Genomic DNA, 24,947 nt, shown 5'->3' with positions numbered 1-24,947 from the left:
CGGTGTGAGAAAAGCCGGATGGCGCTAACGCTTATCCGGCCTACAACTTTTCGTAGGTCGGATAAGCGTTAGCGCCATCCGACAAAAAGGTTTACTCGCCCTCGCGCGCCTCGCTCACCACCTTACTAAAGATGGCGGTTAGCGGTTCGAGATCGCCCATTGCGCCTGCCTGGTTGGCGTTGCGCCAGTCGTCGGGATCGATATCTCGCCAGTCGAGCGAGAAGCCCGCGTGCAGCGCCAGCTGTTCGAAGAAGATGCGCTGCGCAATACCATTACCCAGGCGGAACGGGTGCAGGACGTTGATTTCGCAGTAGTAATGCGCCAGGCGTGCGATAAACTCCTCTTTTTCAAGCCCGACGAGCCACTCCTCATCTTCTAGCTGCTGCATCAGGGCATTGCCCTCTTTCTCGATATACTCGAAGTGGCAGAAGCGGGTATCGCCCTCGTAGATATCGACTTCGCGGATCTGCCCGGCCCAGTCGAACACATCCTGGTAAAGATGGCGGTGAATGGCGCAAAGATGTGGCAGACCGCGGGCAATCGGCCCCAGTTCCAGGGTTGCAGCACGCAGCGCGGTAAACTGATACGCCTCCTTCTCCAGCCCCTTAGCATTGCGAATACCGAGGCGATTACGCATCACTTTCAGGCCGGGGAAAAGATACGGGTCGCGCCCGTCGCCGAATTTATCGCTCATTTTGCCTCCGCAGCTCTTCAAGACGTAAAGTGGCCTCTTCCGCATTCAGCGTAACAAGCTCGCTATCAACGCCCTCCAGCCGGCGGCTGGCCTGAAAATTGATGTTGCGCTGCTGCTCCCAGAGTCGGGATTTTTGCCTGTCGGTGAGTTTTTTCGGCATAGCGCCTCCCAGTTAAGCGATATACATACCCAAATGATGTACATGCCCAAAAAATTATAAGCAGTAATTCCGGGTTACGCAGGGAAGCGGTAAAACACGGGCCGCAAAGCCCGTGTGGAGGAAACTTATGGCAGCACTTTCGCGGAGAGGATAACAACCGGTTTTGACGGGACATTCTGATACGGGCCAACATCGTGCGTCGGCACCTGGGAGATCTTATCGGCAACGTCCATGCCTTTTACCACTTTGCCAAATACCGCGTAGCCAAAGTCACGCTGGCCATGATCCAGGAAAGCGTTATCCGCAACGTTGATAAAGAACTGGCTGGTCGCGCTGTCTTTATCCGCAGTCCGCGCCATAGCAATGGTACCGCGCGTGTTGCGCAGGCCGTTATCCGCTTCGTTTTTGATAGGCGGGTTAGGCTGCTTCTGCTGCATCTGCTCGTTAAAGCCGCCGCCCTGAACCATAAAGCCAGGAATAACGCGATGGAAAGTGGTGTTGTTATAAAAACCGTTATTCACGTAATCAAGGAAGTTTTTCACCGACACAGGGGCTTTCTGATTGTTCAGCTCCAGTTCGATATTACCGGCGGAGGTGGTGAGCAGAACATGCGGGTCGCCTTTTGCGGCCAGCGCAGCAGGAGAGAGAGCAGAAAGGGCGAGCAGAGCCGCCATAGCCGCCAGAGTCGATTTAACCATAAGGTTTCCTTAACGAAGTGCAGTAACGAAAGCGAGTGGCTTGATTCTAAAGAGCAGTCAGCCAGCAGGCCAGCCTTTTACTTAATTTTACGTATTTGGTAACAGATGTAACGCCAGACCGCCAAATTCGTGCGTCTTAACGGCCTGGCACGCCGCTACGCTTGCGGCATCCGATTAAAATGCACCTCTTCGCATCCCTCCTCCATCCGTACCCAGCTCTGCGCGGGTTGCGTGCTGGCAATAATGCGTCCGTGACGAATTGACCAGCGCACCGGAGACTGGCAACGCACCGCTTCAAAGCCATTTTCAACCGGCAGAATGATCATATTGGCAGGCAGACCTGGCGCAATGCCGTACTCTTTCAATCCCAGCGTTTTCGCGCTGTTATGGGTGATGAGTTGCAGCCCCTGCTCAATCTGCGAATACCCCATTAACTGACAAACATGCAGACCCATATGCAGCACCTGCAACATATTGCCGGTGCCGAGCGGATACCAGGGATCGAACACATCATCGTGACCGAAGCAGACATTCATTCCTGCCGCCATCAACTCTTTCACCCGCGTCACGCCACGCCGTTTCGGGTAGTCATCAAAGCGTCCTTGAAGATGAATATTGACCAGCGGGTTGGCCACAAAATTGATGCCGGAACGTTGCAGCAGGCGGAAAAGACGGGATGTATACGCACCATTGTAGGAGTGCATGGCAGTAGTGTGGCTGGCGGTAACGCGCGAGCCCATCTCCATTTCGAGCGCCAGCGCGGCGACGGTCTCAACAAAGCGCGACTGCTCATCATCAATCTCATCGCAGTGGATATCCAGCGGGCGCTCATACTCACGCGCCAGGTCGAAAGCAATATTGAGTGATTCAATGCCATATTCACGCGTGTACTCAAAATGCGGAATCGCACCGACCACATCGGCACCCAGCTGAAGCGCTTTTTCTAACAGCGCCGCACCGTTCGGGTAGGAGAGAATGCCCTCCTGTGGAAAGGCGACAATTTGTAGATCGATCCACGGCGCGACCTCCTCTTTGACCTCCAGCATCGCTTTCAGCGCCGTTAACAGCGGATCGGAAACATCAATGTGGGTGCGCACATGCTGCACACCGTTGGCCATTTGCCATTTCAACGTCTGCCAGGCGCGCTTTTTCACGTCCTGATGGCAGAGCTGCGCTTTACGTTCGGCCCAGCACTCGATCCCTTCGAACAGCGTACCGGACTCGTTCCAGCGGGGATCGCCAGCCGTTTGCGTGGTGTCCAGGTGAATATGCGGTTCGACGAACGGCGGCAGCGCTAAACCGCCACCGGCATCAAGCACGTCAAGTGTCTCGCTCTGGGCGTCGCCCATCGGCGTAATCTCGCCAAATCGCCCATTCTCAATGGCAATTTGCCAGACTCCTTCGCGATCGGGTAAGTGCACATTCTGCACTAACCATAGTGGTGTTGCTGACATCGCATTACCTCCTCTTTCTCCCTCAGATATGTCGTAGCTAACCTCGTGCTAAAAAACGTCACTTTCAGTATAGAAATTCCTCAACATATAAATATGAATGATATCCAATACTTATAAAAACCATGAAAAATCAGCAATATACTCATTAAGGAGTAGGCTAAGGTGTAATTGATATACATCAATAACCGTGCAAGCTGAATCGTTAAGGTAGGAGGTAGTAAAAAAGAAATCGAGGCAAAAATGAGCAAAGTCAAACTCGCTATCATCGGTAACGGCATGGTCGGCCACCGCTTTATCGAGGACCTTCTCGACAAAGCCGACGCCAGCCAGTTCGACATTACCGTATTCTGTGAAGAGCCGCGTAAAGCCTACGACCGCGTCCACCTGTCATCCTATTTTTCCCACCATACAGCCGAAGAGCTGTCGCTGGTACGCGAAGGCTTCTACGAAAAACATGGCGTCAAAGTGCTGGTTGGCGAACGCGCCATCACCATCAACCGCCAGGAAAAAGTGATCCACTCCAGCGCGGGCCGCACGGTCTATTACGATAAGCTGATCATGGCCACCGGATCTTACCCGTGGATCCCGCCGATCAAAGGGTCTGAAACCCAGGACTGTTTTGTTTATCGCACCATTGAAGATTTGAATGCCATTGAGTCATGCGCGCGTCGTAGCCGCCGTGGCGCGGTGGTTGGCGGCGGCCTGCTGGGTCTGGAAGCCGCAGGCGCGCTGAAAAACTTAGGCGTCGAAACCCACGTTATCGAATTCGCCCCGATGCTGATGGCAGAACAGCTCGATCAGATGGGCGGCGAACAGTTAAGACGTAAAATCGAAAGCATGGGCGTGCGCGTGCACACCAGCAAAAATACCAAAGAGATCGTGCAGGAGGGCGTTGAGGCGCGCAAAACCATGCGCTTCGCCGACGGCAGTGAGCTGGAAGTGGACTTTATTGTCTTCTCCACCGGCATCCGTCCACGCGACAAGCTGGCGACCCAGTGCGGGCTTGAAGTTGCCCCGCGCGGCGGCATCATGATCAACGACTGCTGCCAGACCTCCGATCCCAATATTTATGCCATCGGCGAGTGCGCCAGCTGGAACAACCGCGTTTACGGTCTGGTCGCGCCAGGCTACAAAATGGCGCAGGTGACGGTTGACCATATTCTCGGCACACAAAACGCGTTTCAAGGCGCGGATCTTAGCGCCAAGCTGAAACTGCTCGGCGTGGATGTTGGCGGTATCGGTGATGCGCACGGCCGCACAGCGGGCGCGCGCAGCTATGTCTACCTCGACGAAAGCAAAGAAGTCTATAAGCGCCTGATTGTCAGCCCGGATAACAAAACTCTGCTCGGCGCGGTACTGGTTGGCGACACCAGCGATTACGGCAACCTGCTGCAATTGGTGCTCAACGCCATCGAACTGCCGGAAAACCCCGATGCGTTGATCCTGCCGGCGCATGCCAGCAGCGGTAAACCCTCAATTGGCGTCGATAAGCTGCCGGACAGCGCGCAAATCTGCTCCTGCTTCGACGTCACCAAAGGCGACCTGATTACCGCTATCAACAAAGGCTGCCACACCGTGGCCGCACTGAAAGCGGAAACCAAAGCCGGAACCGGCTGCGGCGGTTGTATTCCGCTGGTTACCCAGGTGCTGAACGCCGAACTGGCGAAACAGGGTATCGAAATCACCAATAACCTGTGTGAACACTTCGCCTACTCCCGCCAGGAGCTGTTCCATCTCATCCAGGTGGAAGGGATTAAAACCTTCGACGAACTGCTGGCGAAATACGGTACCGGCTACGGCTGTGAAGTGTGTAAACCGACCGTCGGCTCGCTGCTTGCTTCCTGCTGGAACGAGTACATCCTGAAACCACAGCACACGCCGTTGCAGGATACCAACGACAACTTCCTCGCCAATATCCAGAAAGATGGCACCTACTCCGTTATTCCGCGCTCTGCGGGCGGTGAAATCACGCCGGAAGGGCTGATGGAAGTGGGCCGCATCGCACGGGAATTCAATCTCTATACCAAAATTACCGGCTCGCAGCGTATCGGCCTGTTCGGCGCGCAAAAAGACGATCTGCCGGAAATCTGGCGTCAGTTAATCAATGCCGGGTTCGAAACCGGTCACGCCTACGCCAAAGCGCTGCGTATGGCGAAAACCTGCGTCGGCTCGACCTGGTGCCGCTATGGCGTCGGCGACAGCGTCGGTTTCGGCGTCGAGCTGGAAAACCGTTACAAAGGCATCCGTACTCCGCACAAAATGAAGTTCGGCGTCTCCGGCTGTACCCGTGAATGTGCGGAAGCGCAGGGGAAAGATGTCGGGATTATCGCCACGGAAAAAGGCTGGAACCTCTATGTGTGCGGTAACGGCGGCATGAAACCGCGCCATGCGGATCTGCTGGCGGCGGACCTCGATCGCGAAACCCTGCTGCGTTACCTCGACCGCTTTATGATGTTCTACATTCGCACCGCCGACAAACTGACCCGCACCGCCTCCTGGCTTGAGGGGATGGAAGGCGGCATCAACTATCTGCGCAGCGTCATCATCGACGACAAACTGGGCTTTGATGCACAGCTGGAAGCAGAGATGACCCGCCTGCGCGAAGCGGTGATTTGCGAATGGACGGAAACCGTCAACAACCCGGCGGCGCAAACGCGCTTCAAACACTTTATCAACAGCGATCGCCGCGACCCGAACGTGCAGGTGGTTCCGGAGCGCGCTCAGCATCGCCCGGCGACACCCTATGAACGTATTCCGGTGATGTTAGTGGAGGAGAACGCATGAGCCAGTGGAACAGCGTTTGCAATATCGATGATATCGTCCCGGCAACCGGCGTCTGCGCGCTGGTCAATGATGAGCAGGTGGCGATTTTCCGCCCGCGCCACGATGACCAGGTTTACGCCATCAGCAATATCGATCCCTTTTTCCAGTCGAGCGTGCTCTCTCGCGGCATTATCGCCGAACATCAGGGTGAACTTTGGGTTGCCAGCCCGCTAAAAAAACAGCGCTTCCGTCTGCGCGATGGCCTCTGCATGGAAGATGAAAGCCGCTCAGTTGCCCATTTTGAAGCACGAGTGAAGGATGGTGAGGTGCAGATCAAAGCATAATCCCCTGCCCTCTCAACGGCCGTAGCGACAGCTTGCTGTTATGCTACGGCTCATGCTCAGCGCCCGCGGTTCTCGCCGCGCGGCGCCCGCTTCAGCCTATAACTACAATTCCGGGGTAATGTCGTGGATCACCTGCCAATTTTCTGTCAATTACGGGGACGCGCCTGTCTGCTGGTCGGCGGCGGCGACGTCGCGGAGCGCAAAGCGCGTCTGTTGCTTGATGCGGGCGCGCAGCTCACCGTCAATGCCCTCACCTTTATTCCTCAATTTACCGCCTGGGCCGCAGAAGGCATGCTGACGCTGGTCGAAGGCGAGTTTAGCGAAACGCTGCTGGATGAGTGCTGGCTGGCAATTGCCGCCACTGATAACGACGCGGTGAACCAGCGGGTCAGCGACGCGGCAGAAGCTCGCCGCATCTTCTGCAATGTGGTTGATGCGCCGAAAGAAGCGAGCTTTATCATGCCGTCGATCATCGACCGTTCGCCGCTGATGGTGGCGATCTCCTCCGGCGGCACATCGCCGGTGCTGGCGCGTTTGCTGCGCGAGAAGCTGGAGTCACTGCTGCCGCAACATCTTGGGCACGTGGCGAAGTTTGCCGGGCAACTGCGCGGCCGCGTAAAACGCCATTTCGCCACCATGAGCGAGCGCCGTCGTTTCTGGGAGAAGCTGTTCGTTAACGATCGGCTGGCACAATCGCTGGCCAATCAGAATATGGCCGCCGTGGAGAGCATCACCGAGCAGATGCTGAACGAGCCGCTGGATAACCGCGGTGAAGTGGTGCTGGTGGGTGCCGGGCCTGGCGATGCCGGGCTGTTGACGCTGAAAGGCTTACAGCAAATCCAGCAGGCGGATGTGGTGGTGTATGACCGTCTGGTCTCCGATGAGATCATGAATCTGGTGCGCCGCGATGCCGACCGCGTGTTTGTCGGTAAACGGGCGGGCTATCACTGCGTGCAGCAGGAGGAGATCAATCAGATCCTGCTGCGCGAGGCGCAAAGTGGGAAGCGCGTGGTGCGGTTAAAAGGCGGCGATCCCTTTATTTTTGGGCGCGGCGGCGAAGAACTGGAAACGCTCTGCCATGCGGGCATTCCCTTCTCGGTAGTACCGGGTATTACTGCGGCTTCCGGCTGTTCGGCTTACTCCGGCATTCCGTTGACTCACCGGGATTACGCCCAGAGCGTGCGGCTGGTCACGGGCCACCTGAAAACCGGCGGCGAGCTGGACTGGGCTAACCTGGCGGCAGAGAAGCAGACGCTGGTGTTCTATATGGGATTGAATCAGGCGGCGGCGATTCAGGAGCAATTGATCGCGCATGGTATGCAGGCGGATATGCCGGTTGCGCTGGTGGAAAATGGCACATCGGTGCAGCAGCGGGTGGTGAGCGGCACGTTGTCGCAGCTTGGCGAGCTGGCGCAGCAGGTGAAAAGCCCGTCGTTGATTATCGTCGGCAGGGTTGTCGCGTTACGCGATAAGTTGAAGTGGTTCTGAGAGACAATGCCTGATGGCGCTACGCTTATCAGGCCTACAAAATGCGCTAAACCGTAGGCCGGATATGGCGGTTACGCCGCCATCCGGCAAACAGCGCCACGCACAATGCCTGATGGCGCTGCGCTTATCAGGCCTACAAAAACGCGCTAAACGTAGGCCGGATAAGGCATTTATGCCGCCATCCGGCAATCAGCGCCCGGCATAATGCCTGATGGCGCTGCGCTTATCAGGCCTACAAAACGCGCTAAACGTAGGCCGGATAAGGCATTTATGCCGCCATCCGGCAGTCAGCGCCTGACACAATGCCTGATGGCGCTGCGCTTATCAGGCCTACAAAACCGAGCTTATTCTGCTTACGGCTTCGCGACAAAACCAATCGCTTCGTACACCTTCTTCAGGGTTTCTGAAGCGTGCGCGCTCGCTTTTTCCGCGCCTTCGCGCATGATCTGCTGCAGGAAAGCTTCATCATTGCGATAGCGATGGTAACGCTCCTGCAACTCGGTCAGCATGCCGGAAACCGCGTCCGCCACTTCGCCTTTCAAATGGCCATACATCTTACCTTCGAAATGCTGCTCCAGCTCGGCGATACTCTGGCCGTTCACGGCGGAGAGGATATCGAGCAGGTTAGAGACGCCCGCTTTGTTTGCCACATCGTAACGTACAACCGGCGGCTCGTCGGAGTCGGTCACGGCGCGTTTGATCTTCTTCACTACCGACTTCGGATCTTCCAGCAGGCCAATCACGTTGTTGCGGTTATCGTCCGACTTGGACATCTTCTTCGTCGGCTCCAGCAGCGACATTACGCGCGCACCGGATTTCGGAATAAACGGCTCAGGCACTTTAAACACATCGCCATAAATGGCGTTAAAGCGCTGGGCGATATCACGGCTCAGCTCCAGATGCTGCTTCTGGTCTTCGCCGACCGGCACCTGGTTGGTCTGGTAAAGCAGAATGTCTGCCGCCATCAGCACCGGATAGTCAAACAGGCCAGCGTTGATGTTTTCTGAATAGCGTGCGGATTTATCTTTGAACTGCGTCATACGGCTCAGCTCGCCGAAGTAGGTGTAGCAGTTCAGCGCCCAACCCAGCTGGGCATGCTCAGGAACGTGGGACTGCACAAAGATCGTGCTTTTCTGCGGATCAATACCGCACGCCAGGTAGAGCGCCAGCGTATCCAGCGTCGCCTTGCGCAGCTTCTCCGGATCCTGACGCGCGGTAATGGCATGCAGGTCAACGATGCAGTAGATACAGTGATAGTCGTCCTGCATGTTCACCCACTGACGCAGCGCACCCATGTAGTTGCCAATGGTCAATTCACCTGAGGGCTGTGCGCCACTAAAAACGATGGGCTTAGTCATTTTTCATTTCCTGATGTTCACTGAGCGGGAGCCCGAGCGCGGGCAGTAAATCGTTAAAGCGGTCGAAGACATAGTCCGGCTCGCTTAGGGTAATCGCTTCACCATAGTTGTAGCCGTAGGTCAGGCCAACGGAGACGCTGCCTGCCGCCTGCGCGGCGCGGATATCGTTGCGGGAATCGCCAACGAAGAGTAACTCATGGGGCTGAATCGACAGCTTGTCGCACACCAGCAGCAGCGGCTCCGGATGCGGCTTCTTATTCACCACATCATCACCACCGACGACAAAAGTGAAGTAGTGGGCAATCTCCAGCGCTTCCAGCAGCGGCGCAACAAACGGCGTCGGCTTATTGGTCACCAGCGCCAGCGGCAGCCCTTTTTCGTGCAGCGCCGCAAGAGTTTGCGCCACGTCCGGGAACAGGAAGCTGCCCTCCTCCACGGTCTCTTCGTAGTAGCGATTGAAGAGCTTACGCAGCATAGCGATCTGCTCGGCCTGCGGCACATCGCCGGTATCAATATCGGGCTTGCCCTGCGAGGCGCGCTGAATAGCACGCTCCTGGCGAGCCCAGTTGAAGGCGCGCTCCATCAACACATCGGCACCGTTACCAATCCAGGTAATCACGCGCGCTTCGCCAGCCTGCGGCAGCTCAAGGGCATACAGCGCGCTGTCTACGGCGGCGGTGAGCCCCGGCGCGCTGTCCACTAATGTGCCGTCGAGATCGAACGCGACACCCCGAATCGACTGCAATTTATCCATGACTTACCTTCGCCAGTTCGCTACGCATTTCATCAATAACCTGTTTGTAATCCGGCTGATTGAAGATCGCCGAGCCCGCCACAAACATATCTGCGCCGGCTGCCGCGATCTCGCCGATATTGCTCGCTTTCACGCCGCCGTCCACTTCGAGACGGATATCAAGGCCGGACGCGTCGATGCGACGACGCACTTCGCGCAGCTTGTCGAGCGTATGGGGAATGAAGGATTGACCGCCAAAACCGGGGTTAACGGACATCAGCAGGATCACATCCAGCTTGTCCATAACATGATCCAGATAGCTCAGCGGCGTCGCCGGGTTAAACACCAGCCCCGCTTTGCAGCCATGCTCTTTGATCAGTTGTAGCGTGCGGTCGATATGTTCAGAAGCTTCAGGATGAAAGGTGATAATGCTTGCCCCGGCTTCGGCGAAGTCCGGCACCAGGCGGTCGACCGGTTTCACCATCAGGTGCACATCGATAGGCGCGGTGATGCCGTAGTTGCGCAGCGCTTTCAGCACCATCGGGCCGATGGTCAGGTTCGGTACGTAGTGGTTGTCCATCACGTCGAAATGGACAACGTCGCCGCCCGCGGCCAGTACGCTGGCGGTGTCTTCGCCCAGGCGAGCAAAGTCAGCCGACAGAATCGAAGGGGCAATTAAATACTGTTTCATCCGCATCTCCTTGAGAAAGTAGGTTTCGGCAGGCGGCGGCGCGGTGAACGCAGGGTTAGCGAGGCGCGGGAGCCGGGCGATAGAGCGCCAGCAGCTCATCCACTTTTTTACGCGTCCCGCCATTACTGCTGATACTGCGTCGCACTTTCACCACGTGCAATTTCGCCTGACTGTACCATTCACGCGTCAGCAGCGTGTCATGGTTGGAAATCAATACCGGGATTCGGTTCTGCACCAAGCTCTCCGCAATCGCGGCAAGATGAGCCTGCTGCTCAAGGGTAAAGCTATTGGTATGGTACGCCGTAAAGTTGGCTGTCGCAGAGAGCGGCGCATAGGGCGGATCGCAATAGACCACCGAGTTCGCATCCGCGCGCGCCATACTCTCGGCGTAAGATTCGCAGTAAAAGAAGGCATTCTGCGCTTTTTCTGCAAAGTGGTACAACTCCGCTTCCGGGAAGTAGGGCTTTTTATAGCGCCCGAACGGCACGTTAAACTCCCCGCGCAGGTTGTAACGACACAGACCATTGTAGCCATGCCGGTTAAGGTATAAAAACAGCAGCGCGCGCCGGAACGGCTCCTGGCACTGGTTAAACTCCTGACGCAGCTGGTAATAGACTTCGGACTGGTTCACCGCGGGCACAAACAGCGCGCGCGCGTGGTGAACATACTCATCAGGGCGCTCTTTAACGATGTTATAGAGGCTGATTAAGTCGCTGTTGATATCTGCAAGGATATAGCGGGAGTAGGAGGTGTTGAGAAACACCGAGCCCGCGCCAACGAAAGGCTCGATAAGGCACTCTCCCTTGGGCAAGTGCCTACCGATATCGTCGAGCAGGGGGTATTTTCCCCCTGCCCATTTTAGAAAAGCGCGATTCTTTTTCATGCTGACTGATTACTTACACTCTCTCCGGCTGTGGAGAAAGCTCCGACAGCATCCTGCGCTTTACACATTACTTAAGATCGGCCTGAACCTGATGCAGCGGCTTCGCCCACGGGTTTTTCGCCTGCACATCCGCTGGCAGCGCGGAAACGGCGCGTTTAGCATCATCCTTCGAGGCATAGACGCCGCTCACCAGCACATACCACGGCTGACCGTTACGCGTTGTCTGGTAGACGACGAAGTTTTTCAGGTTCTCTTTCTTCGCCCACGCATTGAGGTTGTTGTAGTTCGATGAACTGCTCAGCTGCAGGGTGTAGTGGTTGCCCGGAGCCGATTTCAGCGCACCGACATTGCCGGTAGAGGCCGTGCCGCTGGCAGCAGGTGCGCTGCTTGCGCTCGCCGCCGGAGCCGTGGTTTTCGGCTGAGCCGGTGTGGATGCGGCCGTTGACGTTGACGGTGTGGCTGTCGACGTTGCAGCAGGCGCTTTCACTGGCGCAGAAGCGGTGCTTTCCGTGCGCTTCGGCGGCTGAGCAACCGGGCGGGACTCCGCTTTCGGCTCGCTTTTCGCTACCGGCGTTTTGGCGGCTGGCTTCGGCTCAATCACCATCTGCTTGCGTTCGTTACGCGGCGCCGTGGCGTGGCTTTCGCCCGCTGCAGGCTGCTGCTGAGTACGCGCGGCGTTGGAATTGCTGTTGCCATTGCCGTTATGAATCGGTGCAACCGTTGCCGGTTCGGTCGGCAGCGTCGAACTGGCCGCGCTATCAAGCTGTGTCTGGCTCTGCGGCTGCGACAGTGCGCTGTTAAGATCGCCCTGCACTTCTACACGATTTTGCCCTTCCGGCGTAGCGGATGGCTGGCCCTGCGACGGTGTCGAGGAGATCGGCGGCAGCGTCACATCCTGCTGAGCCGGTGCGCTGCCTGCGTTCTGTGCCTGAGACGGCGCCGCGCCCGGTGCGGGCTGTGCGCCATTTGCCTGATCGGCGGCGTTGCCGCTGTTACCGGCAGTGTTGTTCGTCGCGCCGAGATCGATATTTTTCTCGCCCGACGTATTTTGTTCGTTGTTTGCAGGCGCGGGGGATTTCAGCGCAGAGCCGATGCCGATAATCAGCAGCAGTAACACCAGAATACCGACGCCCATCATCACATACTGGCGGGACGCTGGCTTCGCAGCGGCAGCGGCTTTCTTACGCTTACGCGGGCGACGCTCCTGCGGCTCCTCGTCCAGAGCGGCTTCATCTTCTTGATAGCTCTCTTCTTCGCGCTCATCACGCACCCGGCGCGAACGCGCAGGACGGCGATCGTCGGCATCAACATCAACCTCATCAAAGTTGATCTGCGGCTCATCGACACGCTCGGAAGATTGACGAGAACGACCAGTACGACGATCGCTGGGATCGGGTTTCAGCTCGTCTTCTGGTTTGAATTCATCCATTTAACACCCCACACAAAGGCGTATGCCACTGATGCATACCGCCCGAAGTTAAACGCCACGCAGCGCGTGAACAGACCTTTCTTATCGTTACGCCTGCTGGCAATCAGCAATAGCGCTAAGTACTACGTCGTGCGACACTCCGCCGCGAACTTCACTCTTCCCTATGGCCAGCGGAAGCACTAAACGCAGCTCTCCCGCTAACACTTTTTTATCGCGCATCATGTGCGGCAGGTAAGCCTGCGCCGCCATTTCACGCGGACCCTCAACAGGTAAACCGGCGCGTTTTAACAACGCTTTGATGCGCTGTGTATCTGCTGCGCTAAACTGCCCGAGGCGTTCTGACGCGTGTGCCGCCATCACCATCCCGGCAGCGACGGCTTCGCCGTGTAGCCAGTTACCGTAGCCCATCTCCGCCTCAATCGCATGGCCGAAAGTATGTCCAAGATTGAGTAAAGCACGTAAGCCGTGTTCGCGCTCATCGGCGGCAACGACCTCCGCTTTCAGTTCGCAGCAGCGACGGATACAGTAAGCCAGCGCCGCGCCATCAAGGCGCAGCAGAGCGTCCATATTCTCTTCCAGCCAACTAAAGAACGCGCCGTCGAGAATAATGCCGTATTTGATCACTTCCGCAAGACCGGAGGAGAGTTCACGGGCAGGTAGGGTTGCCAGGCAGTCGAGATCGACCACAACGGACGCGGGCTGATAGAACGCGCCAATCATGTTTTTGCCAAGGGGGTGGTTTACCGCCGTTTTACCGCCAACGGAGGAGTCAACCTGAGAAAGGAGCGTGGTCGGCACCTGGATAAAGCGCACGCCGCGCTGATAGCTGGCCGCAGCAAAACCGGTCAAATCGCCGATTACGCCGCCGCCGAGCGCGACCAGTGTGGTATCGCGCCCATGAGGTTTTTGCAACAGTGCGGTGAACACCGTGTCCATCACCGCCAGGCTTTTGTACTGCTCGCCGTCAGGCAGGATCACGCTATCGACATTAACGCCTGCCTGTTCCAGCACGCTACGTACCTTATCAAGGTAGAGCGGTGCCAGGGTTTCGTTGGTGACCAGCATAACCTGATCACCAGACTTCAGGGGCGCGAAGGAAGCTGGGTCGTTAAACAAACCAGCCGCGATGGTGATAGGGTAACTACGTTCCCCGAGAGTAACGGTGATCCTCTCCATGACGCGACATCCACCTTAGTTGCTTAAACCTACAGGCCGTCTATTAAGCCTGATTTAGTTGCTTTCCAGCATATGAATAATCTGGTTCGCCACCACTTTCGCGCTCTGATCGTCAGTACGAATGGTCACGTCGGCAATCTCTTCGTAAAGCGGATTGCGTTCGTCGGCCAGCGCTTCCAACACTTCACGCGGCGGCGCGTCCACCTGCAGCAGGGGACGTTTTTTATCACGTTGAGTACGTGCCAGTTGCTTCTCGATAGTGGTTTCCAGATACACCACTACACCGCGGGCGGAGAGACGATTACGGGTTTCGCGGGATTTCACAGAGCCGCCGCCGGTCGCCAGAACGATGCCCTGCTTCTCCGTCAGCTCATTGATGATCTTTTCCTCGCGATCGCGGAAACCTTCTTCACCTTCAACATCGAAGACCCAGCCCACATCAGCTCCGGTTCGTTTCTCAATCTCTTGATCAGAATCGTAAAATTCCATATTGAGTTGTTGAGCTAACTGACGCCCAATAGTGCTTTTGCCGGCACCCATAGGCCCAACCAGAAAGATATTGCGTTTCTCTGCCATTTTTTCGGTACTACTAAGACTATTCGTTGATGATAAACCCGCTTCGCAAAAGTACGGCGTAGCAGGACATGAACTGAAACCTCATATGCGATAGTGCGAGAGTCAGATCGAAAATTATCTCAGTACTCCGGCTTGTTTGGCAACTGAATAAACACGTTATCCCTCTTACCGCCCTTTATTATACGGAGACCGCTGACACTCAAATCGGTACTCCTTGTAAGCTAAATCATCTCCCACGTCAAACACCTGGGCCAAGTTACGGCGAAAAAGGGGCGTTACGGCAGATTTAATGTACCGCTGCCAGCCTGGGGGTAATAAAGACCACCAGTTCGCGGCGATCTCCCTCTTTTGCCTCCTGACGAAACAGACGACCGAAGCCGGGAATAGCGCCAAGACCCGGAACCTGGGCTCTGCCGTTACGCTTCTTTTGCGAGAAGATGCCACCCAATGCCAGCGTTTCGCCGCTTTTCACCTCTACCACGGTTTCAATCTCCTGCTTATCAATCGCCAGCGCTTCGCCTCCGGCCTGTTGCAGTACCTGGCCGGGCATATTCTGGCTGATGCGCAGCTTCAGGCGAACCCGCCCATCGGGAAGCACCGTTGGGGTCACTTCCATGCCCAGCACCGCCTCTTTAAACTCAACCGCCGTATTGCCGCTCTCCCCATTCGCCACCTGGTAAGGAATTTCACTCCCCTGCTTGATGCTTGCGGGCTGCAAATGTGAGGCCAGCAGGCGCGGGCTGGCGATAATCTCCAGCTGCTGCTTTTGTTCCAGCGCGGAAAGCTCAAGCTCGAGAAGACGCGCATTGATGCTGCCGATATTAAAGCCGATGCGCGTTGTGGCGCTGGCAACGCTGTGATCTGCCGCCAGAGTACTCACCTGCCCGCGCGTGGCGGCAGGCTCCTGCCCGAGCCCCCACTTCACGCCAAGCTCGCGCAGGCTTTTTTCATTAATAGTGACGATCCAGGCCGCCAGTTCAACCTGCTCAACAGGCAGATCCATCTGCGCGACCCACTTTTCCAGCGCGGCAAGGCTCTCTTTATTATCACGTACCAGTAAGCGGTTAAGGCGTACATCAACGGTGATGCTTCCCTGGTCACTGATGAGTTTCTCTGCGGCTTTTGCCAGTTCAGCGGCGTTCGCGTGGCGTAACACAATGCCGCGCGTCAGCGTTGGTGCACTTTTTTTACGCCGTGCCTGCTCCGCCTCCCGTTCTGCCTGCTTCTGCTGCTGCCACGATGCGGTATGCACCTGCCAGATAGCGCCCTGTTGGTTCAGAGTTAACCCTGCGCTGGCCGCGACGGTCTGCATCGCCTGTAACCAGGGCACTTCCTTCAGGCTAAGAGAGACGACACCGCTCACCTCCGGCGGGATAACAATATTCTGTTTTTCCAGCGTCGCCAGCGCCTGCAGCACCTGCGCGACCGGCACCTCGTCTACGCTCATCGTCACCAGAGGCGTAGCTTTGACAAAGGCCAGCGGCAGACTAAAGAGCACGACGCTCGCTATCCATTTTCTCATCCTGAGTTCCTTTTCGTTTCCAGCGCCATGTTGAGGGGGCGCACGCCTTCCCTGTTGCTATCTCTGTCTCATCTGTTTCGATGGCGGTAACACGCCAGCCGGGTGAAAGCGTGTCGCCCACGCCTACCCGGTGCCAGCGTCCTGCCGCATCGCGGATGATGGCCAGCCGCTGCCCGCTTTCAATAACGCCGTACAGTTGCCACGCACGGAGCTGCGCAAGCTGGCAGCGATCCGGTGGAGGCTGAAAAGGATCGCGCATGCCGCACAGCACAGTGACGATCCCGAAGGTAAAAAGCAGGCGTTTAACCATCATCGTCATGCTCCAGTTGCAGTGTAAAACGCAGCCCTTTTTCGCTGGCGGAGAGGGAAAATGCCGGGATCTGCATACCGCGCTCCGCCAGCAGTGAAAAAGTCTCCACGGCCTGCGGCCAGCGGCTTTCCAGCACCAGTTCACCGCCGCCCTGCATCGGCTGCCAGCGCAACAGTTGCCGCGACTGGCCGTGAAAGTCGAGCGGGCTAAAACGGCGTACCTCTGTGAGACCGTTTTGCTCTTCAGGCGGTGCCAGCGCGCGAAGCTTTCGCCACTCGGCCTGTAATTGCGGCTGGAGCACGCTCTGCTGGCGGAGTGTAAGGCGTTGCGCCTGATTCAGCGGTCGGATGGCGAACCACCCGATAAGCAGCACGCCGATAAGCGTTGCGGCCAGCCAGCAGATCGCCCGCACGCGCGGCGAAAGCGCGAGCCAGACGTCAGGGTTTAGCGCCATCGATCTGCCCCCGGCTCAGCTGATAGGTAAATCGCCACAGCCCCTGCCCATCACGCGAAGCGCTTCCCATCGGCAGAAGATGAAACCCCGCCATCTTTTGCAATTGCGGTTCGAACTCGCGCAGCGCGCTGACGGCGCGCGCCAGCCCGTGGATTTCAAGCTGGTTCTGTCGCCAGCGCAGCTCTGTCAGCCAGGCGTTTTCCGGTAACGCGGCCGCTAGCGTTAGCAGCGTTTTCCGCCAGGCGGTTGTTATCTGCCGCCGACGCGCTTTCTCCTGTGCCTGCTGCCACCGCTGGTGCCGCAGACGGAGCGGCTCTTCTTGTGCATGCAGCGCCGCCAGCAGTGCCCGATCCGCCGCCAGCCAGAGCGTACCGCTACGCCTGGCCTGAGCGTGCTGCGCATGCCATAGCGTCCCGCCCAACGACAGGCTCAGCACGCTTAACACCGCTGCCACCGCCCAGAAGCGCAAACAGCGCCGCCGCTGCAGCTGTCGCCACGGCATAAAATTGACCACAGGGCGCATTAGTACCCCCTGGCGATCGCCAGCCCCAGCGCAACGGCATAGCGCTGGCTTGCATCCGGTAGCGGCGGCTGGCGCGACGGCACCGCGCTCCAGCAATCGAACTCCCCCACACCTTCGCCGCACTGGATAATCTCATCCCGGGGAAGCGCGAGCAGCGCGCCAAGCTGCGCAACATTTTCCGCCTCTTCGCGCGCTCGCCGCCCCCAGCTCTCTTTTGTCGCCCACAACCACTGGCGCTCATCGCACCAGGCGAGACAGCGCGCCGGTGCCGCTAATGAGGGCAGCAACGGCTGAAGAGCGCAGGCATCGGGCGTGATAGAGGAGAGGTGGAGTGAAAGCTGCTGCGCGATCTCCAGCAGAGCGGCGATATCCCGGTTCTGCGCGGCGGTCACGCCGTAGCTTCTGGCGGGCTCATCCTCGGTGAAGTCGAAGCAGAGATCGCTTTGCGCCATCTCCAGCTCGCGCGCCATCGCCTGTGAAACCCAGCTGGTTAGCGCAGGTTCACGCAGCGTCACCGCCGGGCGCGGCAACCTTCGCTGTAGGGTTTGTCCGGCAGGAAAAGCGATACGCGCGCAGTGGCGCTGCGGCAAAGCATGACGCCAGGGGCGCAGAGCATCAAGCAACTGCTCCGGTGCTTTAATGCGCCCCTGAACCACCGCGCCACTGGGTAGCGGAAGGTGCCACCAGCGGCGCAGCGCCCGCCCGTAACGCCCGGCGGAAAGCGCCACGATAAAGACGCCATCCTGTTGAATATGCACACCAATTTGCCAATGCCTGAATGTCATAAATTACGATCTCCTTATCGTCTCGCTGGTGGACGCTATATCAATGCTCAAGGCTTGCCTTTATACTACCGCGCGGTTGTTTATAAACTGCCCAAGTGACTCTAAATGGGAAATCTCCAGTGAAGTTCGTAAAGTATTTATTCATCCTTGCAGTCTTTTGCATTCTGTTGGGAGCAGGCTCGATTTACGGTCTGTACAAATATATTGAGCCGCAGCTACCTGACGTCGCCACGCTGAAGGATGTCCGGCTGCAGATTCCAATGCAGGTCTATAGCGCCGACGGCGAGCTGATCGCACAGTACGGTGAAAAGCGCCGTATCCCGTTGACGCTGGATCACATTCCGCCGGTAATGGTGAAAGCCTTTATCGCCACGGAAGACAGCCGCTTTTATGAGCATCACGGCGTCGACCCGGTCGGGATCTTCCGTGCGGCCAGCGTCGCGCTCTTCTCCGGCCACGCCTCGCAGGGCGCAAGTACCATTACGCAGCAGCTGGCGCGTAACTTCTTCTTAAGCCCGGAACGCACGATGATGCGTAAAATCAAAGAGGTGTTCCTGGCGATCCGCATAGAGCAGTTGCTGAGCAAAGACGAAATTCTCGAGCTCTACCTCAATAAAATTTATCTCGGCTACCGCGCTTACGGCGTAGGTGCAGCGGCGCAGGTCTACTTTGGTAAAAGCGTCGACCAGCTCACCTTAAGCGAAATCGCGGTGATTGCCGGGCTGCCGAAAGCACCCTCTACCTTTAACCCGCTCTACTCTCTCGAACGTGCTACCGCGCGACGTAACGTAGTGCTGGCGCGTATGCAGAGCGAAGGGTATATCAGCGAGCAGCAGGCTGATGAAGCCCGTAGCGAAGCTATCGATGCCAATTACCATGCGCCGGAAATCGCCTTCTCTGCCCCCTATCTCTCTGAGATGGTGCGCCAGGAGATGGTGAGCCGCTACGGTGATAAAGCCTACGAAGATGGTTACCGCGTTTACACCACCGTCACGCGTAAAGTGCAGCAGGCCGCGCAGGATGCGGTGCGCAATAACGTGATGGATTACGACATGCGTCACGGCTATCGCGGGCCGTCGAATGTGCTGTGGAAAGTGGGCGAAGCGGCGTGGGAGAGTAAAAAGATCACGGACTCTCTGAAAGCGCTGCCAACTTACGGACCGCTCTCGCCTGCCGTTGTCACCAGTGCAAACCCGCAGGAAGCGACCGCAATGCTGGCGGACGGTTCAACGGTCTCGCTGAAGATGGAAGGTGTCCGCTGGGCGCGCCCTTACCGCTCGGATACGCAGCAGGGCCCGACGCCGCGCAAAGTAACCGATGCCGTTCAGGTGGGTCAGCAGATTTGGGTTCGCCAGGTTGGCGATAACTGGTGGCTGGGACAGGTGCCGGACGTCAACTCGGCACTGGTGTCGATCAACCCGCATAACGGCGCAGTAATGGCGCTGGTGGGCGGTTTCGATTTCAACCAGAGCAAGTTCAACCGCGCCACACAAGCGCTGCGCCAGGTGGGTTCGAACATCAAACCGTTCCTTTATACCGCTGCGATGGATAAAGGCCTGACGCTGGCGAGCATCCTTAACGATGCGCCGATTTCGCGCTGGGATGCGGGCGCGGGCTCCGACTGGCGGCCGAAGAACTCGCCGGATGAGTATGCCGGGCCGATCCGTCTGCGCCAGGGTCTGGGGCAATCGAAAAACGTGGTGATGGTACGCGCGATGCGTGCGATGGGCGTTGATTACGCGGCGGAGTATCTGCAGCGTTTCGGTTTCCCGGCGCAGAACATTGTGCATACCGAATCCTTAGCACTCGGCTCTGCCTCCTTTACTCCGCTGCAGGTGGCTCGCGGTTATGCGGTGATGGCCAACGGCGGCTTCCTGGTTGATCCCTACTTCATCAGCAAAATCGAGAATGTTCAGGGTGATAAGCTGTTTGAAGCGCGTCCGAAAGTCGCCTGCGCCAGTTGCGATATTCCGGTGATTTACGGCGAAACGCCGAAGTCGAACGTGCTGGAAAACAAGGATATGGAAAACGTCGCGACCTCGCAGGAGCAGCAAAACCCTGCCGTCCCGATGCCGCAGCTGGAGCAGGCAAACCAGGCGCTGGTTGAACGCACCGGTGCGGAAGAGTATGCGCCGCACGTCATCAGTACGCCGCTCTCCTTCCTGATCAAGAGCGCGCTGAACAGTAACGTCTTTGGTGAACCGGGCTGGCAAGGTACCGGCTGGCGCGCGGGTCGCGATCTCAAGCGCAATGATATCGGCGGCAAAACCGGCACCACCAACAGCTCGAAAGATGCCTGGTTCTCAGGTTACGGTCCGGGCGTGGTGACATCGGTATGGATTGGTTTTGACGATCACCGCCGCAACCTCGGCCGCACCAGTGCTTCCGGCGCGATTAAGGATCAGATCTCCGGCTATGAAGGTGGCGCGAAGAGTGCCCAGCCGGCGTGGGATGCTTATATGAAAGCGGTGCTGGAAGGCGTTCCGGAAGATCCGCTTACGCCGCCGCCGGGCGTGGTGACGGTCAATATTGACCGCAGCACCGGGCAGTTAGCCAACGGCGGTAGCAGTCGTCAGGAGTACTTTATCGAAGGAACGCAGCCGACTCAGCAGGCGGTTCATGAAGCGGGCACCACGCTTATCGATAATGGCGAGACGCACGAGCTGTTTTAACGCAGCCGCTGGACAGAGATATAAAAAAGGGCGCTTTCGCGCCCTTTTCTTTTATTGATTGCTGCGGTTAAAGCCGCCCCTGCCCTTTGAGCCACTCACGCACTAAGAAGAGCGCGCTGACATTGCGGGCTTCGTGAAAATCGGGATCTTCAAGCAGGTCCATTAAATGCTTTAACGGCCAGCGCACCTGCGGCAGCGGCTCAGGCTCATCCCCCGGCAGAGATTCCGGATAGAGACTTTCCGCCACCAGGATATTCATTTTGCTGGAGAAGTAGGAGGGCGCCATGCTCAGTTTCTTCAGAAAAGTGAGCTCGTTCGCGCCAAATCCAACCTCTTCCTTTAGCTCGCGGTTGGCCGCTTCATATATATTTTCACCCTCGTCGATCAGACCTTTGGAGAAGCCCAGTTCGTAGGATTCGGTGCCGACCGCATATTCACGGATCAGAATCAGGTGATCGTCGATGATCGGCACAATCATTACCGCTTCACGATTAGAGGGACGCATGCGTTCATAGACCCGACGCACACCGTTGCTAAATTCCAGATCCACGCTTTCGACGTTAAAAAGTCGTGATGAAGCCACGGTTTTGACGTTGAGAATGGTGGGTTTTTGCAATGATTTGCTCATTATTATCGGTCTTTGCAGAGAAACTTTCGTTATTGTGCGACACTACGCACGCCCTGGGCAATCTCCTTTGCCGCTTATTTACATTCTTGCAACCTATCTGAAATCAATTCGCATTTTCACTAAAAAGTCAATAGCTTGAAATAAAACTAAGAATTTGCTGATATTCCCGCCAGGGTGCTTTTGCTATTCTTCCCAACGATGGTATGCGCTTAAAAATACTCAAGTTAATTTCTTGCTTATCGCGGCCAACCACATTAGATATTTACGGGAAGGGTGCAACTGACTACACCTGTTTGAAAAAGTAAGATGGGGAAAGCATGAGCACCATTTTGATTTTTTTAGCTGCTATGCTGGCCTGCGCATTCCTCGCCGGATGGATTTACAGGTACAGGTCGCAACGTCGATACCGACTGCCTTATTTACCGGCATTCTCCGGCGCGACGGCTCGCAAATTGACTCCAGAAGAGCGCGACGCCGTCGAACGCTACCTGGAATCGCTTTCCCGTACCCAAAATACCCCTGGCCCGACCGGCGCGACTGCCGCTCCTGTCCCGATTAAACTTACAGCACACAGTAATACGGTGCTGTTTGTCGCTCATCCCATCACGCGCTACGGCATCACTACCGACGCGCCGAATAAATGGCGCTACTACCTGGACTCCGTTGAGGTCCATCTCCCGCCATCGTGGGAGCAATACATTAATGATGAGAATAATGTTGAGCTGATTCGCACCGACTCCATGCCGCTGGTGATTGCTCTCAATGGGCACACGCTTAGCGAATATATGTATGAAGAGCGCGGCAGCGAACTACAGCATATTGGTTCAACCCATTCGGCGATCCGCGGTGAAGAGAGTGAACAGATTGAACTGCTCAATATTCGCCGCGAAAGCCCCTATGAACATACGCTGAACCGCCCGGACGGCATGCGCGAAGCGCTGCTGATTTGTGCTTCATTCCTGATGTTCTTCTTCTGCCTCGCGTCGCCGGAAGTCTTTGTGCCGTGGATGGCGGGCGGCGGCGTGCTGCTGCTGGCGGCCGGGCTGTGGGGGCTTTATGCGCCGCCAGCAAAGAACACGCTACGCGAAATCCACTGCCTGCGCGGGACGCCAAAGCGCTGGGGGCTGTTCGGTGAAAATAATCAGGAGCAGATGAACAACATCTCGCTCGGTATTATCGATCTGATTTATCCAAAACACTGGCAGCCCTTTATCACCCGCGATTTGGGCCAGCAAACCGATATCGATATCTATCTTGATCGTCACGTCGTGCGCCAGGGACGCTTTTTGTCACTGCATGACGAGGTGAAAAATTTCCCGCTTCAGCACTGGGTGCGCAGCGCGGTGATCGCGCTCGGCTCGCTGGTGGTGCTGGCGATGCTGCTCATCTGGGTGCCGCTGGATATGCCGATCAAATTCACCGTTTCGTGGATTAAAGGCGCGCAAACTGTTGAAGCCAGCAGCGTCAATCAGCTTGAAGCCGCCGGTTTGCGCATTGGCGATACGCTGCGCATCAGCGGCACCGGGATGTGTAATATTCACACGCAGGGCAACTGGGCCTCGCGCCAGACGTCGCCGTTCACGCCGTTCGACTGCTCGCAGATTATCTGGAATAACGCCCCTCCCCTGCCGCTGCCGGAATCGGATATTGTGACCAAAGCCACCGCGCTGGCGCAGGCAGTCAGCCAGCAGCTGCATCCGACCACGGAAGAGGATTCCCGCGTCAGCCCGGTTTTACGCTCCGCCATTCAAAAATCCGGCATGGTTCTGCTGGATGATTTCGCTGATATCGTGCTGAAAACTCAGGAGCTTTGCTCGGCTGAAGATGAGTGTCTGCGTCTGAAAAATGCGCTGGTCAACCTCGGGAACAGCAAGGATTGGGAGACGCTGACCAAACGTGCCAGCGAAGGTAAGCTTACCGGGGTAAACGTTCTGCTGCGCCCGGTGAGCGCAGAATCCCTCGACAACCTGGTCACCACCTCGACCGCGCCGTTTATTATGCGTGAAACCACGCGCGCGGCGCAGGCGCTCAATAGCCCGGCACCGGGCGGCTTCTTAATTGTCAGCGAAGAGGGTAATGAACTGGTCGATCAGCCGTGGCCGCCGATGGCGCTCTACGACTACCCGGCGCAGGAGCAGTGGGCCGAGTTCCAGCGCCTGGCGCAGATGCTGATGCAGACGCCGTTCCACGCTGAGGGGATCATCACAAGCCTTGTGACCGATGCCAACGGCACCAAACATATCAGCCTGCACCGCATGCCGGATGCCGCCGGTTTATGGCGCTATGCCGCCACAACCCTGCTGCTGGCTGCAATGCTCTTATCCAGCATCTACAATGGCGTGCTGGCACTGCGCCGCTATCAGCGTAACCGCACCCGTATCGAAGAGATTCAGCAGTACTACGAAAGCTGCCTGAACCCGCGCCTCATCCCCAGCGAAGATAGCCTCGGCTGATAACGATCTGCTGCGCGAGCTGTGTTAACCTTTCGCGCAGATTTTTCTCTGGCTGGAGCCCTTCCCATGCACATTGATATTGCCTGGCAGGACGTTGATACCGTTCTGCTGGACATGGACGGCACGCTGCTCGATCTCGCCTTCGATAACTATTTCTGGCAACAGCTGGTGCCGCAAACCTACGGTGAGAAAGCGGGTTTAACGCCGCAAGAGGCGCAAAGCGCCATCAGCCAGGCCTATCACGACGTGCAGCATACGCTAAACTGGTACTGTCTGGACTACTGGAGCGAACGGCTTGGGCTGGATATTTGCGCCATGACTACCCAGCAAGGGGCGCGCGCCGTACTGCGTGAAGATACGGTTCCGTTTCTTGATGCGTTGAAAAAAAGCGGCAAGCGCCGCATTTTGCTGACCAACGCGCACCCGCATAACCTGGCGGTGAAGCTTGAGCACACGGGTCTGGCGTCGCACCTTGATTTATTACTTTCCACCCATACATTTGGTTATCCGAAAGAGGATCAGCGCTTGTGGCAGGCTGTCGCCACTCATACCGGCCTTGATCCCGCGCGAACGCTGTTCATTGATGACAGCGAGCCGATTCTTGATGCCGCCGCGACATTTGGTATTCGCTACTGTCTCGGCGTCGCCAATCCAGACTCCGGGTTGGCGGATAAGCGCTATTTGCGCCATCCGGCCATGAACGACTACCGCCGCTTACTCCCCTCGCTTCTAAAGGAGATGTAATGAAACAGCAGCCTGCGCAAGAGGTCCGCCTGGATAAATGGCTCTGGGCAGCGCGTTTTTATAAAACCCGCGCCTTTGCCCGCGAGATGATCGACGGCGGAAAGGTGCACTACAACGGGCAACGCAGCAAGCCGAGTAAAGTCGTCGAGCTGAACGCCACCCTGACCCTGCGTCAGGGCAATGATGAGCGAACCGTGATCGTAAAAAGGATTACCGATCAGCGCCGTCCGGCAAGCGAAGCCGTTGAACTGTATGAAGAGACGGCCGAGAGCATTGAGAAACGCGAAAAAATGGCGCAGGCCCGCAAGCTCAATGCGCTGACCATGCCGCACCCCGATCGCCGCCCGGATAAGAAGGAGCGCCGCGATCTGATGAAATTTAAATCCGGTGGCAGCGAGTAACGCGCACC

Annotated in this window: 24 protein-coding genes; 7 read left to right on the top strand and 17 right to left on the bottom strand. The window is 57.1% G+C overall.

From position 1 onward, the window contains the following. Nucleotides 1-91 precede the first annotated feature (91 nt). The 4 genes from N7V53_RS20630 to N7V53_RS20615 all read right to left on the bottom strand — a co-directional run bounded on the left by N7V53_RS20630 (nucleotide 92) and on the right by N7V53_RS20615 (nucleotide 3,006). Nucleotides 92-694, bottom strand: a complete 603-nt coding sequence (locus N7V53_RS20630; protein WP_023482067.1) for a putative adenosine monophosphate-protein transferase Fic — start codon at nucleotides 692-694, stop codon at nucleotides 92-94. After that, nucleotides 684-854: a YhfG family protein gene (locus N7V53_RS20625; protein WP_023482040.1), complete on the bottom strand. Its 171-nt coding sequence runs from the start codon at nucleotides 852-854 to the stop codon at nucleotides 684-686. Before N7V53_RS20625 ends, N7V53_RS20630 begins: the two co-directional genes overlap by 11 nt. Nucleotides 855-979: 125 nt before the next feature. Continuing rightward, nucleotides 980-1,552: a peptidylprolyl isomerase A gene (ppiA, locus tag N7V53_RS20620; RefSeq protein ID WP_023482023.1), complete on the bottom strand. Its 573-nt coding sequence runs from the start codon at nucleotides 1,550-1,552 to the stop codon at nucleotides 980-982. A gap of 155 nt (nucleotides 1,553-1,707) precedes the next feature. Then, a complete protein-coding gene (locus N7V53_RS20615) occupies nucleotides 1,708-3,006 on the bottom strand; it encodes a cytosine deaminase (protein ID WP_279794746.1) in 1,299 nt (432 codons plus the stop codon). A 240-nt stretch (nucleotides 3,007-3,246) separates the two neighbouring features. On the opposite strand from N7V53_RS20615, the gene nirB reads away from it, so the two are divergent. The 3 genes from nirB (at nucleotide 3,247) to cysG (ending at nucleotide 7,601) form a co-directional block, all read left to right on the top strand. Further along, on the top strand, nucleotides 3,247-5,790 hold the full coding sequence (gene nirB, locus N7V53_RS20610; RefSeq protein ID WP_279794745.1) for a nitrite reductase large subunit NirB: 2,544 nt from the start codon (nucleotides 3,247-3,249) through the stop codon (nucleotides 5,788-5,790). Further along, nucleotides 5,787-6,113: a nitrite reductase small subunit NirD gene (nirD, locus tag N7V53_RS20605; RefSeq protein ID WP_279794743.1), complete on the top strand. Its 327-nt coding sequence runs from the start codon at nucleotides 5,787-5,789 to the stop codon at nucleotides 6,111-6,113. The genes nirB and nirD overlap by 4 nt, the downstream gene beginning before the upstream one ends. A gap of 123 nt (nucleotides 6,114-6,236) precedes the next feature. Next, nucleotides 6,237-7,601 (top strand): siroheme synthase CysG, encoded by a 1,365-nt coding sequence (gene cysG / locus N7V53_RS20600; protein WP_279794742.1) that lies wholly within the window; start codon nucleotides 6,237-6,239, stop codon nucleotides 7,599-7,601. Between the two features lie 353 nt (nucleotides 7,602-7,954). Here cysG and trpS read toward each other — a convergent pair whose 3' ends face one another. The 12 genes from trpS to N7V53_RS20540 all read right to left on the bottom strand — a co-directional run bounded on the left by trpS (nucleotide 7,955) and on the right by N7V53_RS20540 (nucleotide 18,041). Continuing rightward, a complete protein-coding gene (trpS, locus tag N7V53_RS20595; RefSeq protein ID WP_042717438.1) occupies nucleotides 7,955-8,959 on the bottom strand; it encodes a tryptophan--tRNA ligase in 1,005 nt (334 codons plus the stop codon). Continuing rightward, nucleotides 8,952-9,713, bottom strand: a complete 762-nt coding sequence (gene gph, locus N7V53_RS20590) for a phosphoglycolate phosphatase (protein ID WP_279794741.1) — start codon at nucleotides 9,711-9,713, stop codon at nucleotides 8,952-8,954. Before gph ends, trpS begins: the two co-directional genes overlap by 8 nt. Further along, nucleotides 9,706-10,383 carry a ribulose-phosphate 3-epimerase gene (rpe, locus tag N7V53_RS20585; protein ID WP_023482084.1) on the bottom strand — a complete coding sequence of 226 codons (678 nt, stop codon included), beginning with the start codon at nucleotides 10,381-10,383 and terminating at the stop codon, nucleotides 9,706-9,708. The genes gph and rpe overlap by 8 nt, the downstream gene beginning before the upstream one ends. Nucleotides 10,384-10,438: 55 nt before the next feature. Beyond that, nucleotides 10,439-11,266, bottom strand: a complete 828-nt coding sequence (gene dam / locus N7V53_RS20580) for an adenine-specific DNA-methyltransferase (RefSeq protein ID WP_023482009.1) — start codon at nucleotides 11,264-11,266, stop codon at nucleotides 10,439-10,441. A gap of 67 nt (nucleotides 11,267-11,333) precedes the next feature. After that, nucleotides 11,334-12,695, bottom strand: a complete 1,362-nt coding sequence (damX, locus tag N7V53_RS20575; RefSeq protein WP_279794739.1) for a cell division protein DamX — start codon at nucleotides 12,693-12,695, stop codon at nucleotides 11,334-11,336. Between the two features lie 87 nt (nucleotides 12,696-12,782). Continuing rightward, nucleotides 12,783-13,871 carry a 3-dehydroquinate synthase gene (aroB, locus tag N7V53_RS20570; RefSeq protein WP_279794738.1) on the bottom strand — a complete coding sequence of 363 codons (1,089 nt, stop codon included), beginning with the start codon at nucleotides 13,869-13,871 and terminating at the stop codon, nucleotides 12,783-12,785. A 54-nt stretch (nucleotides 13,872-13,925) separates the two neighbouring features. Next, complete coding sequence (gene aroK, locus N7V53_RS20565) at nucleotides 13,926-14,447, bottom strand: shikimate kinase AroK (RefSeq protein WP_002920267.1); 522 nt, start codon at nucleotides 14,445-14,447, stop codon at nucleotides 13,926-13,928. A gap of 286 nt (nucleotides 14,448-14,733) precedes the next feature. Next, on the bottom strand, nucleotides 14,734-15,969 hold the full coding sequence (hofQ, locus tag N7V53_RS20560) for a DNA uptake porin HofQ (protein WP_279794737.1): 1,236 nt from the start codon (nucleotides 15,967-15,969) through the stop codon (nucleotides 14,734-14,736). Continuing rightward, the gene (locus tag N7V53_RS20555) at nucleotides 15,935-16,282 is read right to left on the bottom strand and encodes a HofP DNA utilization family protein (protein WP_023482051.1); all 348 of its coding nucleotides are present in this window, start codon (nucleotides 16,280-16,282) and stop codon (nucleotides 15,935-15,937) included. Before N7V53_RS20555 ends, hofQ begins: the two co-directional genes overlap by 35 nt. After that, the gene (locus N7V53_RS20550) at nucleotides 16,272-16,733 is read right to left on the bottom strand and encodes a hypothetical protein (protein ID WP_279794735.1); all 462 of its coding nucleotides are present in this window, start codon (nucleotides 16,731-16,733) and stop codon (nucleotides 16,272-16,274) included. Before N7V53_RS20550 ends, N7V53_RS20555 begins: the two co-directional genes overlap by 11 nt. Further along, nucleotides 16,717-17,256, bottom strand: a complete 540-nt coding sequence (locus N7V53_RS20545; RefSeq protein ID WP_279794734.1) for a PilN domain-containing protein — start codon at nucleotides 17,254-17,256, stop codon at nucleotides 16,717-16,719. Before N7V53_RS20545 ends, N7V53_RS20550 begins: the two co-directional genes overlap by 17 nt. Continuing rightward, nucleotides 17,256-18,041: a DNA utilization protein HofM gene (locus tag N7V53_RS20540; protein ID WP_279794733.1), complete on the bottom strand. Its 786-nt coding sequence runs from the start codon at nucleotides 18,039-18,041 to the stop codon at nucleotides 17,256-17,258. The genes N7V53_RS20545 and N7V53_RS20540 overlap by 1 nt, the downstream gene beginning before the upstream one ends. A gap of 119 nt (nucleotides 18,042-18,160) precedes the next feature. On the opposite strand from N7V53_RS20540, the gene mrcA reads away from it, so the two are divergent. After that, complete coding sequence (mrcA, locus tag N7V53_RS20535; protein WP_023482037.1) at nucleotides 18,161-20,713, top strand: peptidoglycan glycosyltransferase/peptidoglycan DD-transpeptidase MrcA; 2,553 nt, start codon at nucleotides 18,161-18,163, stop codon at nucleotides 20,711-20,713. Nucleotides 20,714-20,780: 67 nt separating this feature from the next. Here mrcA and nudE read toward each other — a convergent pair whose 3' ends face one another. Continuing rightward, on the bottom strand, nucleotides 20,781-21,341 hold the full coding sequence (gene nudE / locus N7V53_RS20530; RefSeq protein WP_279794732.1) for an ADP compounds hydrolase NudE: 561 nt from the start codon (nucleotides 21,339-21,341) through the stop codon (nucleotides 20,781-20,783). Between the two features lie 317 nt (nucleotides 21,342-21,658). On the opposite strand from nudE, the gene N7V53_RS20525 reads away from it, so the two are divergent. The 3 genes from N7V53_RS20525 (at nucleotide 21,659) to hslR (ending at nucleotide 24,939) form a co-directional block, all read left to right on the top strand. Beyond that, entirely contained in the window at nucleotides 21,659-23,794 is a 2,136-nt protein-coding gene (locus tag N7V53_RS20525; protein WP_279794731.1) for an intracellular growth attenuator family protein, read from the top strand. Between the two features lie 66 nt (nucleotides 23,795-23,860). Beyond that, nucleotides 23,861-24,538, top strand: coding sequence for a GMP/IMP nucleotidase (gene yrfG, locus N7V53_RS20520; protein WP_279794730.1), 678 nt, complete (start codon nucleotides 23,861-23,863; stop codon nucleotides 24,536-24,538). Further along, nucleotides 24,538-24,939 (top strand): ribosome-associated heat shock protein Hsp15, encoded by a 402-nt coding sequence (hslR, locus tag N7V53_RS20515; RefSeq protein WP_042717416.1) that lies wholly within the window; start codon nucleotides 24,538-24,540, stop codon nucleotides 24,937-24,939. The genes yrfG and hslR overlap by 1 nt, the downstream gene beginning before the upstream one ends. Nucleotides 24,940-24,947: the final 8 nt, after the last annotated feature.

This window comes from Kosakonia sp. HypNH10 (assembly GCF_029850615.1).
Classification (GTDB): domain Bacteria; phylum Pseudomonadota; class Gammaproteobacteria; order Enterobacterales; family Enterobacteriaceae; genus Kosakonia; species Kosakonia cowanii.
Note: the sequence above shows the minus strand (reverse complement) of the source record. Positions and strands in the feature narration are given on the sequence as shown.

What these genes read in the sequence shown, in the direction of transcription:
- N7V53_RS20630 (WP_023482067.1), bottom strand. Translation starts at nt 694, where the DNA reads ATGAGCGATAAATTCGGCGACGGGCGCGACCCGTATCTTTTCCCCGGC.
- N7V53_RS20625 (WP_023482040.1), bottom strand. Translation starts at nt 854, where the DNA reads ATGCCGAAAAAACTCACCGACAGGCAAAAATCCCGACTCTGGGAGCAG.
- ppiA (WP_023482023.1), bottom strand. Translation starts at nt 1,552, where the DNA reads ATGGTTAAATCGACTCTGGCGGCTATGGCGGCTCTGCTCGCCCTTTCT.
- N7V53_RS20615 (WP_279794746.1), bottom strand. Translation starts at nt 3,006, where the DNA reads ATGTCAGCAACACCACTATGGTTAGTGCAGAATGTGCACTTACCCGAT.
- nirB (WP_279794745.1), top strand. Translation starts at nt 3,247, where the DNA reads ATGAGCAAAGTCAAACTCGCTATCATCGGTAACGGCATGGTCGGCCAC.
- nirD (WP_279794743.1), top strand. Translation starts at nt 5,787, where the DNA reads ATGAGCCAGTGGAACAGCGTTTGCAATATCGATGATATCGTCCCGGCA.
- trpS (WP_042717438.1), bottom strand. Translation starts at nt 8,959, where the DNA reads ATGACTAAGCCCATCGTTTTTAGTGGCGCACAGCCCTCAGGTGAATTG.
- gph (WP_279794741.1), bottom strand. Translation starts at nt 9,713, where the DNA reads ATGGATAAATTGCAGTCGATTCGGGGTGTCGCGTTCGATCTCGACGGC.
- rpe (WP_023482084.1), bottom strand. Translation starts at nt 10,383, where the DNA reads ATGAAACAGTATTTAATTGCCCCTTCGATTCTGTCGGCTGACTTTGCT.
- dam (WP_023482009.1), bottom strand. Translation starts at nt 11,266, where the DNA reads ATGAAAAAGAATCGCGCTTTTCTAAAATGGGCAGGGGGAAAATACCCC.
- damX (WP_279794739.1), bottom strand. Translation starts at nt 12,695, where the DNA reads ATGGATGAATTCAAACCAGAAGACGAGCTGAAACCCGATCCCAGCGAT.
- aroB (WP_279794738.1), bottom strand. Translation starts at nt 13,871, where the DNA reads ATGGAGAGGATCACCGTTACTCTCGGGGAACGTAGTTACCCTATCACC.
- aroK (WP_002920267.1), bottom strand. Translation starts at nt 14,447, where the DNA reads ATGGCAGAGAAACGCAATATCTTTCTGGTTGGGCCTATGGGTGCCGGC.
- hofQ (WP_279794737.1), bottom strand. Translation starts at nt 15,969, where the DNA reads ATGAGAAAATGGATAGCGAGCGTCGTGCTCTTTAGTCTGCCGCTGGCC.
- N7V53_RS20555 (WP_023482051.1), bottom strand. Translation starts at nt 16,282, where the DNA reads ATGATGGTTAAACGCCTGCTTTTTACCTTCGGGATCGTCACTGTGCTG.
- N7V53_RS20550 (WP_279794735.1), bottom strand. Translation starts at nt 16,733, where the DNA reads ATGGCGCTAAACCCTGACGTCTGGCTCGCGCTTTCGCCGCGCGTGCGG.
- N7V53_RS20545 (WP_279794734.1), bottom strand. Translation starts at nt 17,256, where the DNA reads ATGCGCCCTGTGGTCAATTTTATGCCGTGGCGACAGCTGCAGCGGCGG.
- N7V53_RS20540 (WP_279794733.1), bottom strand. Translation starts at nt 18,041, where the DNA reads ATGACATTCAGGCATTGGCAAATTGGTGTGCATATTCAACAGGATGGC.
- nudE (WP_279794732.1), bottom strand. Translation starts at nt 21,341, where the DNA reads ATGAGCAAATCATTGCAAAAACCCACCATTCTCAACGTCAAAACCGTG.
- N7V53_RS20525 (WP_279794731.1), top strand. Translation starts at nt 21,659, where the DNA reads ATGAGCACCATTTTGATTTTTTTAGCTGCTATGCTGGCCTGCGCATTC.
- yrfG (WP_279794730.1), top strand. Translation starts at nt 23,861, where the DNA reads ATGCACATTGATATTGCCTGGCAGGACGTTGATACCGTTCTGCTGGAC.
- hslR (WP_042717416.1), top strand. Translation starts at nt 24,538, where the DNA reads ATGAAACAGCAGCCTGCGCAAGAGGTCCGCCTGGATAAATGGCTCTGG.